This window comes from Erythrobacter sp. JB1-4 (assembly GCF_057365025.1).
In genome coordinates this window covers 2,770,133-2,782,305 of record NZ_CP200292.1, presented here as the reverse complement: position 1 = coordinate 2,782,305, position 12,173 = coordinate 2,770,133, and the positions used below count along the sequence as shown (strand labels likewise).

Sequence of the window (12,173 nt, the reverse complement as noted above, 5' to 3'; positions counted from 1 at the left end):
ATTACCGCGGGCGCCCCGCGCCCACATTGATCCAGATCAAACTAGCCAAGACTTGGCCTGTTTTTTTAGCTCCAACGCGCCAAATCGGCATAGTCATCCGCGCGCGGCTCAATCCAATGCCAGCCGTCTTCGCGTTTCTCGCGCTTCCAGAACCATGCGGCAGCCTTTAGATGGTCCATGCAAAAGTCCACCGCATCAATCGCGCCGCGCCGGTGACGAGCGGCGGCGGAGACGAGCACGATGGGTTCGCCCACGCGCATTTTTCCCACACGGTGCACCATAAGCAGACCCATTAGATCGAAGCGCTCGATGGCTTGGTCTGCAAGGCTGTCCATTGCGGGCAGAGTGAGCGGTTCGTAGTGGGAGAGCTCTAGCGCCTCCACGCCCAGATCTTGACCTTCCCCGCCCCGTACTTCGCCAACAAAGGTGCAGACCCCGCCAAGGCCGGGATGGCCTTGCGTGAATGGCCCAACCAGCGCGCCGGGGATGAACATTTCGGTGAGGAGGCGGACGTCCTTCACTTGTGCCTAGCCTCCGCTGACAGGCGGCAGCAGCGCGACCTCATCGCCGTCATTCGCCGTCAAAGCAGTTTTGTCGGCGAGCACCCGGCCCCCGCAGGCAATGTTGACGCGCTCTACTTGGAGCTGTCCCGCAACGTCAGCGCCGACCACGTCGAGCAGCCCTGCCCAATCAAGCGGCGCTTCGGTGTCCATGCTCGGGCATCCAGCCATATCGGCGAGCGGACCCAAAAAGAGGATTTTGACAGCCATGGTGCTAGCCTCCCGTCATCGACATGTGGCGCGCTAAATGCGGCTCAGCCCCGCGTTTATCCATGCGGAAATGGTGGCGCTCGGGCTTGATCAGCATTGTCTTATCCAGCGCTGCTGCCAATTGCCTTTGCGGGTCATCTGAACGAAGCGCTGCACGCAAATCCACCCGCTCTCCCCCGCCAAGGCAAGGGTAAAGCTGACCCGTCGCCGTCACCCGTAAGCGGTTGCAGCCATCGCAGAAATTGTTGGTGTGCGGCGTGATCAGCCCGAGCCTTCCCCCGGTGTCCGCCACATCGACATAGCGCGCCGGACCGCCGGATTGGTGCGCATTGTCGGTTAGCGTCCACCGCTCCTCCAACCGCGCGCGCACATCACTCAAGGGCAGATATTGGTCGAGGCGTTCCTCTTCTACATCGCCCAGCGGCATAACTTCGATAAGCGTCACCTCATGCCCCTCCCCATGCGCCCAAGCGATCAGATCGGGAAGCTCATCCTCGTTCACGCCTTTAAGCGCAACGGCGTTGAGTTTCACCCGGAGCCCGGCCTCTTTCGCCGCCGCAATTCCCTCCAGCACTTGCGGCAAAGCATCGCGCCTAGTGAGCTCAGCAAACCGGTCCCGGTCAAGCGTATCGAGCGAGATATTCACCCGCCGAACGCCTGCCTTGTAAAGGCCTTCCGCATGGCCCGACAGCTGCGTCGCATTGGTGGTCAGGGTCAGCTCTTTAAGCCTGCCCCCATCCAAATGCCGCCCAAGCGCTGTGAACAGATCAATGATATCCCGCCGCACCAAAGGCTCACCCCCGGTGATGCGCAGCTTGGTCACTCCGCGCGCGATAAAGCCAGTGGAAAGTTCATACAGTTCCTCAAGCGAGAGAATCTCGCGCTTGGGCAGGAAAGTCATGCGCTCTGGCATGCAATAGGTGCAGCGAAGGTCGCAGCGGTCGGTGACCGAAAGACGCAAATAAGAAATCGCGCGGCCAAATGTGTCGATCAAAGGCGCGCCGGGCTGATGCGAGGCGACATCCAAAACGTCGCGAGTGCGTATGCCCAACTCAGTCATGGGTTTCAGTGTAGTGCCCTGTGACGCCTTTTGCACCATCCAAAAACTGGACTAACTCATTTTTCTGCGCGTCATCCCCCGCAGCAATCACGTTCACTCGCACCGGCGCACACTCGCGGGCCAGATCGCGGGCCAAGGCTTGTCGCCAATCTTTGTGGTCATATGGCGCGGGCGGCAGGATGATCACAAGGTCGCCCTCACCCTCTATCTCAGCAATGGCTGCGCGCGCGGCCGGCAAATGCTCGGCATAGAATGTGGCGCTCGCTTCAAGCGCGCTCTTTGGCAGATCGCTGACGTGGTACTGCGCCTGGGCCATCAACGATTACGCGGGCCGCTCGCGGTGGAGGGTGATGCCGATCTTCTCATTGGCTTCCGCAATGGCGAGCTTCACGATCTTCACCGTGACCGCCTGAACACGCACATCTTGCACAAACAGCGTTTCGCAAATGTGGTCGCCCACCGCCTCGATCAGCTTGAAATGCACGCCTTTGGGAAGGCCCTCGGACGCTGCAAATTTGAGGTCCATATAATTCTTCGACGCATCCAGCGGCGTATCAGGATCATAACGATCCGCCACATCATAACGCACCTGAATGGTGATGCGCAGTGGCTGGGGCTTGCCGGTTTCCTCGGAATAGATGCCGGTGAGGACATCGACTTCCAAGTCGGCAACTTCGAGAATGAGCGAATCGGTTTGGGTCATTATGCGCACCCTTTAGCCGGGATTGGACCAACGTGCGAAGATCGCTGTTGGCAAGAGCCGTCCGCCCTCACCCTCTTCGCGCACAGCAAGGTCGCCATGTTCGATTTTTCCGGGAAGGTGCTGAAGCGCCTCTTCAAGCAAGCCAGCGATCGAAAGACTGCTCATGCGCACAGCGTACACAGTGAGGAAAAGAAACGCGCTTTTGTCGTCGAGCAGCTTTTCGCAGTCGCCGATTAGGCTCGGAAGCCCCTCTTCAATGCGCCACGTTTCGTTCTTGGGTCCGCGCCCGAATTTAGGCGGATCAAGAATAATCCCATCATAGCGGCGCTCACGGCGAACCTCGCGCGCGGTAAACTTGGCCGCGTCATCGACAAGCCAGCGGATCGGGCGATCCTCCATTTTGGAAAGCGCGGCGTTTGCGCGGGCCTGAGCCACCGATTTCTTGGACGCATCAACATGGGTCACCCGGCCATGATCAGACAGCGCCAGTGTGCCAAGCCCTGTGTAGCCGAACATATTGAGCGTTTCAGCATCCGTCCGCTCGCCCAATTGCCCTCGCATCCAGTCCCAAACGGGGGCCATATCAGGGAAGAATTGGAGGTGGCGAAACGGTGTTGGTTGCGCGGTAAAGCGCACATCATTCCACCCAAGTTCCCAGCCATCTGGGACTTCGGGTGAAAGGTTCCAGCGCCCGCCGCCATCCTCGTCCGAGCCCGGCACAAATTCGCCCGCTGCATCCCATTGAGACAAGCGCGGTTGCCACATGGCTTGGGGTTCGGGGCGGATAAAAGCATGGGGGCCAAAGGCCTCAAACTTGCGCCCTGCCCCGCTGTCGAGCAACCGATACGAGCTGTTATCTGGCCACCCATGGCACTCCATCACCAGCGGTTGCTGGATGAGCTCAGCCATTATGCAGACGCGCTGGCGTTAGAAAGCACGAAGTCACGCGCCGCTTCATAATCGCCGCCGATCTCAACCATTGCTTCTTCGCGCCCGAAGAGATCGCCGACGCGCGCGGGAAGCGCGGGGCGTGTGCCGGTAGCGCGCTCGACGGCATCGGGGAACTTGGCTGGGTGTGCCGTCGCCAGGGTAACGATAGGAACATCAGCTCCAAGGTCCGCGTGCTGAGCCGCATGAAGGCCAACGCCTGTGTGTGGGTCGATGACTTGCGCGGTGTGGCGATAGGCCCATTGGAGAGCTCTTGCCGTTTCTTCCTGATCCGCACGACCACTTGAGAAGAGCGCAGAGGCTCCTTCGCGCTGGCTATTGGTGAGCTGCATCGCTTTGGATTTCTCAAAGGCACGCATTTGCTCGGCCATGCCTGCTCCGTCGCGTCCGCCCACATCGAACAAGAGCCGTTCAAAATTGGAGCTGACTTGAATGTCCATCGAGGGGGTGATTGTGGGCGTGGTGGTGCCGGTGGAATAGTCGCCATCGGTCAGCGCGCGATGGAGAATGTCGTTGACGTTCGTGGCAACGATCAGCTGCTCAATGGGAAGGCCCATTTTGCTTGCGACATAGCCAGCGAAAATATCGCCGAAGTTGCCCGTCGGCACGCTGTAAGCCGCCGCGCGGTCAGGCGCTCCCAATTGGAGCCCAGCGTAGAAATAGTACACAACCTGCGCCATCAAACGCGCCCAATTGATCGAATTCACCGCGCCAAGGTTAAGCGTGTTTGTGACGCTTTCATCGGCGAACATCGCCTTCACATGGGCCTGCGCATCGTCAAAGCTGCCTGCGATTGCCAGATTGTGCACATTGGGCGCGCGCACTGTGGTCATCTGGCGGCGCTGTACGTCGGACACCTTGCCACTCGGGTGGAGCATGAAAATCTCAACCCGCTCAAGGCCAGCCACGGCGCGGATCGCAGCAGAGCCCGTATCACCGCTGGTCGCACCAACGATGGTGAGCTGCTCGCCCCGGCGTTCAAGGAATGTCTCGAACAGGCGGCCTAGCATCTGCAACGCCACATCTTTGAATGCGAGCGTCGGGCCGTGGAACAGTTCGAGCAGCCAGTGCTGTTCGTTCAATTGCACGAGAGGCGTGACAGCAGCGTGGCCAAAATCGCCATAGACGGTTTCACAAAGGCCGCTCAGCTCATCATCGGTCAGCGAGCCAGCAACAAACGGCTTCATAATGCGCGCTGCTAGCTCTGGATATGGGAGCCCGCGCATGTCGCGGATATCGTCTTCGCTGAAACGCGGCCACTGCGCAGGCAAGTACAAGCCGCCATCGCTGGCGAGTCCTGCAAGTGTTGCGCCTTCAAAATCGAGCGCCGGTGCGCTTCCTCTGGTCGATATGTATTGCATATTGCAGGTGCGGTTAGCGTTGTGTGGGTTTGGGGGCAAGTAAAGCTCTATTGCAGGGTGCTTAGTCCCGCTTTGCCAAGCGAGAACGGACCGCAAAGAAATAGATCACCAAAGCCGTCAGCGCGAAAAAGAACCACTGCCCCGCATAGGCAAGATGGTTGTTGGGGAGGTCGTTGGGGTCAGGCTTTGCCAAAGGATAAAGGTCTGCGGCTGGCGGATCGGCTACGAGACGGGGCCCAGGCGCAATGATCCCTTCCACCATTCCGCCTTCCCATTCAAAAGCATTGAGGTCGCGGGTGAAGCCAAGGTCAACAATCAATCCAGCATCGCCGCTCGCGTCCTTGGCCTTGCACACTACGCGCATCGCCCAGCCCTTGGCCCCGTTCGCAGCGGTCCCTGAAACTGGATCACGGCTGAGAATTTCACTGCAATCAACAGAGCTGCGGCGAAACCAGACCTCTTCGCCTGTGCCAGCATAAGGGAAATCCACCGACTGCGCGCCCGCATCGGTATATTGCGCAATCAACGCCGCCTTTTCCTCCGCTCTCCCCAGTTGCCAGAAGCCCAGCCACACCATCGTGGCCGCCGCAGCGACCACAAGCACTGTCGGGATGAGAGGCAATTGACGGATCATTCGGAAGTTTCCTTGGCATTCTCAAAAGCGGCATAGAGCAGCACCGTCTTAAACAAACGGAGCGCGTATATCACCGTGCCAACCGTCACCGGAGCCCAAAAAGCGGCCTGCAACCACAAGGGTGGTCGAAACGTGTTCTCAATCCCAAGCGCGATCAGGATCAGCACAATCGCGATAACCACAGTGAACAAGCCGCTCACCCGCCCACCGCGCTCATATTTGGTGTAGTCCAAGCCGCAACCCGAACATGTCATTGCTACTCTTGCAGGCGCTTCAAACAAGGTCGGCTCGCTGCACTGCGGGCATAAACCCAAAAGGGCAGCCCGGAGGAGACCGGACTGCCCTTTGGTTTCATCAGGGCCAGAGCCCGAACTCATCAGTGGTAAACAGCGCCCCAGCCGCCCCAGACATAGACTGCGACGAAAAGGAACAGCCACACCACATCAACAAAGTGCCAGTACCAAGCCGCCGCTTCGAAACCGAAGTGCTGACGCGAGGTGAAGTGGCCGATGTAGGCGCGGTACAAACACACAGCGAGGAAGATCGTACCGATCAAAACGTGGAAACCGTGGAAGCCGGTCGCCATGTAGAACGCGCTTGAATATGTGTTCCCGCCAAAGGTGAACGGGGCAATGCCATACTCGTATGCCTGGATGGCGCTGAACAGAACGCCAAGAGCGATGGTCGCCCACAGGCCTTGTTTAAGACCCTCACGATCACCGTGGATCAGCGAGTGGTGCGCCCAGGTAACAGTGGTGCCCGAGCAAAGCAGGATCAGCGTATTAAGAAGCGGCAGGCTGAACGGGTCGAGCACTTCCATGCCCTGCGGAATGAAGGTTCCCTTAGGGGTCTCAGTGCCGCCAACCAGCACATTCAGCGCCTCAGTGCTCCCCGCTGCTGCATCATAGGCAAGCGGATCAGGGAAGAGCGCGAAGTCGAAAAAGCTCCAGAACCAACCGACAAAGAACATCACCTCAGAGGCGATGAAGAGGATCATGCCGTAGCGCATGTGAAGCTGAACGACCGGTGTGTGGTCGCCTTGCTGCGCCTCGATAGTGACGTTGCGGAACCACATGAAGAAGGTCGCGATAAGGCCTGCAAGGCCCAACCACATGACAATGTTCGATGCAGCACCGAACAGGTCTGGGTAAAAGCTCAGCACCATGCCGCTGGTGAAGGTCAGCGCCGAAAACGAGCCGACGAGCGGCCAGATATCGGGCTCCAGAATGTGATAGTCGTGGTTTACATTGCCAGCCATGGTCTCGGTTCCCGTCCCTTAGGATGCATCAGATATGGTGTTGCGGTCCGGAGCTGCTGCTACAGCGTCTTTCGCGCGGTGAAAAGTGTAACTCAATGTGATTTGCTCAACATCGGCGATGGTGTCGTCTTCAAGGATCGCCGGGTCGACATAATAGAGCACGGGCATGGTCACTTCCTCGCCCGGTTGCAGTGTCTGCTCGGTAAAGCAAAAGCATTGGATCTTGTGGAAATACGCGCCCGCCTGCCACGGCTCGACGTTAAAGGTCGCGGTGCCGGTGATGGGCTTGCCCGTGTTGTTCTTCGCCACATAGGTCGCGATGTCGCGTTGGCCGATGCGCACGGTGTCGGTGCTTTGTGTCGGCGTGAATTCCCAAGGCATGTCGCGCGCAAGACTTGCATCGAAGCGGATGGAGATTTGGCGACCATTGCTCACGAGCGCTGCGGCATTGGCCTGCGCCTCGGTCGCCACCTGAGTGGTGCCACCGAAGCCCGTCACACGGCAGAAGAGATCGTAAAGCGGCACGGCTGCATAGCCGAGACCGAGCATAGCAAGCGCGCCCATTCCGGCAATGATACCGGTCTGCACATTCCTGCGCGCAACGTCGTCTTCAAGGCCGGTGTAGGTGCTCACTCTAGGAATCCCCGATCCGGACCATAGTGATCGCGTAAAACAGGCAAGCGAAGAAGAGGAGCGAACCGCCGACAACCCAGTTGCGCGCGTTTTGGCGGCGCTTGATCTCGTCTTTATCGTCGGGTGTCATGCGAACATCCCTCCCCCGATCAAGCCTTGAGCAAAGAGCACACGGTCAGCAACCAGCGCTGCAAAGAGTACGAAGAGATAAGCGATGCTGAATTTGAACAGGAGGACTTCCTGTTTCATCGGGTCGCTTTCGGCACGGGTGCGAAGGCCAACGGGCCATGCGAGCGCAAAGAAGAGAACCGAAAGGACCACAGAAACCGAACCGTACACCCAGCTTGTCCCACCAATCAGCCAAGGCGCGACCGCAATCGGCGCAAGCAGCACTGTGTAAGCGAGGATTTGGTGGCGGGTCGATTTCTCGCCCTTCACCACCGGCATCATCGGAATGCCAACGTTGGCGTAATCAGTCTTCACAAACAGAGCCAGCGCCCAGAAATGCGGCGGCGTCCACATGAAGATGATCGCGAAAAGCAAGATCGGCATCGCGGTCAGCTCACCGGTCACAGCGACCCATCCAATCAGCGGAGGAAACGCGCCAGCGCCCCCGCCGATCACAATGTTCTGAGGCGTGCGCGGTTTGAGCCACATGGTGTAAATGACGGCGTAATAGATGATCGCTGCAAGCAAGAGAGCCGCCGCCAACCACCCAATCGCCACACCCATAAGGACCAGCGATGTGCCTGAGAGGAACATGCCGAAATCGCGCGCATCCTCGCGGGCCATACGGCCACCGGGAAGCGGGCGATCCTTGGTCCGCTTCATCCCTGCATCGAGATCAGCTTCCCACCATTGGTTGAGAACAGCCGATCCACCAGCACCCATGGCAATGGCGAGGACGGCGGTAAAGCCCAAGACAGGATGGATCGAACCGGGAGCTGCAAGCAGGCCGCAAATGGCCGTAAACACGACCAAAGTCATAACGCGCGGCTTTGTCAGCGCGAAGAAGTCGCGCCACTCGGTCGGCATCCTGACTGTTGTAGTTGTTGCGGTCATCGTAAGCTCAGCCTCTCGGCCTTTTCCTTTTGTGCGAAGAGGGCACTCCTAAACGGCGCGCCCTCCCCCTTATTTGGTTTTGGTGCCCCGGCATTGGCCAAGGCTACCAGCTTCACGCAGTCGCCGGGCGGTGATCGTGGTAATCGTGGTGATCCTCGATCACTGGCAGCGTTTCGAACTGGTGGAACGGCGGAGGTGAGGTCAGCGTCCACTCAAGCGTGGTTGCACCTTCGCCCCATGGGTTGTTCGCCGCTTTCTTGCCTGCGAGGAACGCGTAAGCGAGGTTCGCAAAGAAGATCAGCATCGAAGCTGCCATGATCATGTAGCCGATAGAGCTGATGTAGTTCCAGAACGCGAAGGCCTCTGGATAATCAGGATAGCGGCGCGGCATACCGTTCATACCAAGGAAGTGCTGCGGGAAAAAGATCACGTTCACGCCCACGAAGAACACCCAGAAGTGCAGGTGTGAAAGGAACTCAGAGTGCATCCGCCCGCTCATCTTCGGGAACCAGTAATAGAAACCGGCAAACAGCGAGAACACAGCGCCCATCGACAGCACGTAGTGGAAGTGAGCCACAACGTAGTACGTGTCGTGAAGGTTATCATCGATCCCGCCGTTTGCGAGGACCACACCGGTCACACCGCCCACGGTAAAGAGGAAGATGAAGCCCATCGCCCAAACCATGGGTGATTTGAACTCCATAGAGCCGCCCCACATGGTCGCGATCCAGCTGAAGATTTTGACGCCCGTGGGCACTGCGATGACCATGGTCGCCGCGGTGAAGTACATCTTCGTGTTTACGTCGAGGCCGACGGTGTACATGTGGTGAGCCCACACGATGAAGCCGACGACACCAATGGCAACCATCGCATAAGCCATGCCGAGGTAACCAAAGACTGGCTTACGGCTAAAGGTTGCGATGATTTGGCTGATCATGCCGAAGCCCGGCAGGATCATGATGTAAACCTCTGGGTGACCAAAGAACCAGAACAAGTGCTGGTAAAGAACAGGGTCACCGCCGCCCGCTGGGTCGAAGAAGGTCGTCCCGAAGTTACGGTCGGTCAGAAGCATTGTGATAGCCGCTGCAAGCACGGGAAGCGCTAGGAGAAGCAGGAAGGCTGTGACAAGCACCGACCACACGAACAGCGGCATTTTATGGAGGGTCATACCCGGCGCACGCATGTTGAAAATGGTGGTGATGAAGTTGGTTGCACCAAGGATCGAACCTGCACCCGCCAAGTGAAGCGAGAAGATCGCAAAGTCGACTGCTGGACCCGGCGCACCCGTGGTCGAAAGCGGCGCATAAACCGTCCAACCAACACCTGCACCGTTACCGATCGAGTTGCCCGGCACAAACAGCGAGAAAAGAAGCGACAGGAAACCAACAACCGTCAGCCAGAAGCTGATATTGTTCATACGCGGGAAGGCCATATCCGGCGCGCCAATCATCAGCGGCACAAACCAGTTACCAAAGCCGCCAATCATCGCTGGCATCACCATGAAGAAGACCATGATGAGACCGTGGCCGGTGATAAACACGTTCCACATGTGACCAGCAGCTGCGATATCGTCGGGCGAGGAACCAGCGAACCACCACAGATATTGAATGCCGGGTTCCATCAGCTCCATACGCATGACGCCAGACATCGCGCCGCCGATGATACCCGCAACGATTGCGAACATCAGATAGAGCGAACCAATATCCTTGTGGTTGGTCGACATGAACCAACGGGCAAAGAAGCTGGGCTTGTGATCATGGTGATGATCATCAACGGGGCCGCCTGTTTGTGCGGCTGGTCCAGCTACGAAATCGTCTGCGGTGGTTGCCATAATGTTTAGCTCTCTCGCGTGTAAATCTTATCGTCGTGGGCGGTCCTGCAAGTTACGCAGCCGCTTCCTCTTCGGTTGCTTCGGTCTCGGTGTCCGCTGCGACTTCTGCGCCCGGAATGGTGCCACCTTGGCTTTGAACCCATGCCTCAAACTCTTCCATCGGAAGCGCTTCGACGGTGATCGGCATATAACCATGCAGCGCGCCGCACAGCTCTGAACACTGGCCGTAATATACGCCCGGCTCATCAATCGTCAGCATCCGCTCATTAAGACGGCCCGGAACAGCATCCTGCTTGAACCAAAGCGAGGGCACGGCAAATGCGTGGATCACATCAGCAGCGGTCGTTTGAAGACGGATGGGAACACCTGCCGGCACAACCATGCGGTTATCGACCGCCATCTGGAACTGCTCACCTTCGCCAGAGGCAATCGCCTCTTCTTTGCTGAGCATGTTGGAGATGATCTCAACATCGTGGTCGGGATATTCGTAACCCCAATACCACTGATAACCCACAGCCTTCACCGTGATCGCATCTTCGGGTGGCTCTTCATATTGGCGCGCGAGAAGCGTGATCGATGGCACCGCAATCACCACAAGAATGATCACAGGAACAACCGTCCAGATCACTTCGATTGCAGTATTATGAGTGGTGCGCGATGGGTTCGGGTTTGACCGGCTGTTGAACTTGAACATCACGTAGAAAAGCAGGCCAAGAACAAACAGGCTGATGAAAGTAATGACGGGGAGCAAGATCACATCGTGCATCCACAGCGCGTACAGGCCGTCTTGGCTGTACTGATCCTGGAAGGTCATGCTTGCAAACGCGTCATCCTCATACGAGGTCGGCATGCCCTTGCCCGGCGTAGGCGCCATCGGCACATAGCCACCGGTCGCCTCAGCAGATGTTGCCTCGGCGGTTGTTGCCTCGGCAGCAACCTCTGAAACAGGCGCATCTTGCGCGATAACACTTTGCGGTGCGGAAAGCGCGACAAGCGCTGCAACAGCAGCAAAAATCGCGAGGTTCAAACGGGTCAATGCATGACGCATAGCTTTGTCAGCCCAATCAGTTTTCTAAAATGTATCCCATCGTCCGAAACTCAGCGAAGCGGCAATGGCTCCATTTCGTCCCGTCCATCATGGTATCCCTACCACAATCTCAGCCCCCTTAGCCGCGCTTGCTCAAGGCCTCAAGCGCTTCTAGGGAGAAAATTATGCAAGTCGCCATGATGCATACGCAATTGGCCCTTCAATATTCATATTGTCACCCCCGAATACAGCGGATTGTTACCTATCATGTCGACCTCACCTTCAAGCGAATCCATCCCCACCACTGTCGATGACGTGCTTGCAGAATTCAGGGCGAGCGGCGCTCTTTTAGAGGGACATTTCAAGCTTTCCTCAGGCAAACACTCGGCCCATTACCTGCAATGCGCGCGCGTTTTGATGAACCCTGCACGTGCAGGCCGCCTCGCCCAAGGCATTGTGAAAAGGATACCTGGGGAAATCCTTGCGCAAGTGGACGCAGTTGTGAGCCCTGCAATGGGCGGGATCATCATCGGCCAGGAGGTCGCGCGCGTCCTAGACAAGGACGCAATGTTCCTCGAGCGCCCTGATGGCGTCTTCCACCTGCGCCGGGGATTCGCGCTTGAGGCGGGGGCAAAGGTCTTGATGGTCGAGGACGTCGTCACAACCGGCCTTTCCAGCCGCGAGGCCATTGCCGCCGTTGCCAAAGAGGGCGGCGAAGTGATCGCGGAATGCTCGCTCATCGACCGGTCTATGGGCACAGTCGATTTGGGAGTGCCATTCTTCCCGCTCGCCGCTTTTGATTTTGCGACCTATGACGAGGACAACATCCCGCCAGAGCTCGCCGCCGTAGCTGTGACCAAACCCGGAAGCAGAAAAGAATAAGCAG

Annotated in this window: 16 protein-coding genes; 1 reads left to right on the top strand and 15 read right to left on the bottom strand. The window is 58.0% G+C overall.

The window, feature by feature from the left end:
- Positions 1 to 65: 65 nt before the first annotated feature.
- The 15 genes from AC0V61_RS12965 to coxB all read right to left on the bottom strand — a co-directional run bounded on the left by AC0V61_RS12965 (position 66) and on the right by coxB (position 11,308).
- Positions 66 to 521: a molybdenum cofactor biosynthesis protein MoaE gene (locus AC0V61_RS12965; RefSeq protein WP_486158175.1), complete on the bottom strand. Its 456-nt coding sequence runs from the start codon at positions 519 to 521 to the stop codon at positions 66 to 68.
- 6 nt (positions 522 to 527) lie between these two features.
- Entirely contained in the window at positions 528 to 770 is a 243-nt protein-coding gene (locus tag AC0V61_RS12960) for a MoaD/ThiS family protein (protein ID WP_486158173.1), read from the bottom strand.
- A gap of 4 nt (positions 771 to 774) precedes the next feature.
- Positions 775 to 1,830, bottom strand: a complete 1,056-nt coding sequence (gene moaA, locus AC0V61_RS12955; RefSeq protein WP_486158171.1) for a GTP 3',8-cyclase MoaA — start codon at positions 1,828 to 1,830, stop codon at positions 775 to 777.
- Positions 1,823 to 2,146: a Rossmann fold domain-containing protein gene (locus tag AC0V61_RS12950; protein ID WP_486158169.1), complete on the bottom strand. Its 324-nt coding sequence runs from the start codon at positions 2,144 to 2,146 to the stop codon at positions 1,823 to 1,825. The genes moaA and AC0V61_RS12950 overlap by 8 nt, the downstream gene beginning before the upstream one ends.
- 6 nt (positions 2,147 to 2,152) lie before the next feature.
- Positions 2,153 to 2,533 (bottom strand): dihydroneopterin aldolase, encoded by a 381-nt coding sequence (locus tag AC0V61_RS12945; RefSeq protein ID WP_486158167.1) that lies wholly within the window; start codon positions 2,531 to 2,533, stop codon positions 2,153 to 2,155.
- A gap of 12 nt (positions 2,534 to 2,545) precedes the next feature.
- On the bottom strand, positions 2,546 to 3,442 hold the full coding sequence (locus tag AC0V61_RS12940; protein ID WP_486158166.1) for a class I SAM-dependent rRNA methyltransferase: 897 nt from the start codon (positions 3,440 to 3,442) through the stop codon (positions 2,546 to 2,548).
- A complete protein-coding gene (gene thrC, locus AC0V61_RS12935) occupies positions 3,442 to 4,842 on the bottom strand; it encodes a threonine synthase (RefSeq protein ID WP_486158165.1) in 1,401 nt (466 codons plus the stop codon). The genes AC0V61_RS12940 and thrC overlap by 1 nt, the downstream gene beginning before the upstream one ends.
- A gap of 61 nt (positions 4,843 to 4,903) precedes the next feature.
- Entirely contained in the window at positions 4,904 to 5,476 is a 573-nt protein-coding gene (locus AC0V61_RS12930; protein ID WP_486158164.1) for an SURF1 family cytochrome oxidase biogenesis protein, read from the bottom strand.
- Complete coding sequence (locus tag AC0V61_RS12925) at positions 5,473 to 5,853, bottom strand: DUF983 domain-containing protein (RefSeq protein WP_486158163.1); 381 nt, start codon at positions 5,851 to 5,853, stop codon at positions 5,473 to 5,475. The genes AC0V61_RS12930 and AC0V61_RS12925 overlap by 4 nt, the downstream gene beginning before the upstream one ends.
- Positions 5,853 to 6,734 carry a cytochrome c oxidase subunit 3 gene (locus AC0V61_RS12920; RefSeq protein ID WP_486158162.1) on the bottom strand — a complete coding sequence of 294 codons (882 nt, stop codon included), beginning with the start codon at positions 6,732 to 6,734 and terminating at the stop codon, positions 5,853 to 5,855. Before AC0V61_RS12920 ends, AC0V61_RS12925 begins: the two co-directional genes overlap by 1 nt.
- 18 nt (positions 6,735 to 6,752) lie before the next feature.
- On the bottom strand, positions 6,753 to 7,367 hold the full coding sequence (locus tag AC0V61_RS12915) for a cytochrome c oxidase assembly protein (RefSeq protein ID WP_486158160.1): 615 nt from the start codon (positions 7,365 to 7,367) through the stop codon (positions 6,753 to 6,755).
- A gap of 1 nt (position 7,368) precedes the next feature.
- Entirely contained in the window at positions 7,369 to 7,497 is a 129-nt protein-coding gene (locus AC0V61_RS12910; protein WP_486158158.1) for a hypothetical protein, read from the bottom strand.
- A complete protein-coding gene (locus AC0V61_RS12905) occupies positions 7,494 to 8,429 on the bottom strand; it encodes a heme o synthase (RefSeq protein WP_486158156.1) in 936 nt (311 codons plus the stop codon). The genes AC0V61_RS12910 and AC0V61_RS12905 overlap by 4 nt, the downstream gene beginning before the upstream one ends.
- 112 nt (positions 8,430 to 8,541) lie before the next feature.
- Positions 8,542 to 10,260, bottom strand: a complete 1,719-nt coding sequence (gene ctaD, locus AC0V61_RS12900; RefSeq protein WP_486158154.1) for a cytochrome c oxidase subunit I — start codon at positions 10,258 to 10,260, stop codon at positions 8,542 to 8,544.
- A gap of 52 nt (positions 10,261 to 10,312) precedes the next feature.
- Positions 10,313 to 11,308: a cytochrome c oxidase subunit II gene (coxB, locus tag AC0V61_RS12895; protein WP_486158152.1), complete on the bottom strand. Its 996-nt coding sequence runs from the start codon at positions 11,306 to 11,308 to the stop codon at positions 10,313 to 10,315.
- A gap of 246 nt (positions 11,309 to 11,554) precedes the next feature.
- On the opposite strand from coxB, the gene pyrE reads away from it, so the two are divergent.
- Positions 11,555 to 12,169 (top strand): orotate phosphoribosyltransferase, encoded by a 615-nt coding sequence (gene pyrE, locus AC0V61_RS12890; RefSeq protein WP_486158150.1) that lies wholly within the window; start codon positions 11,555 to 11,557, stop codon positions 12,167 to 12,169.
- Positions 12,170 to 12,173 lie beyond the last annotated feature (4 nt).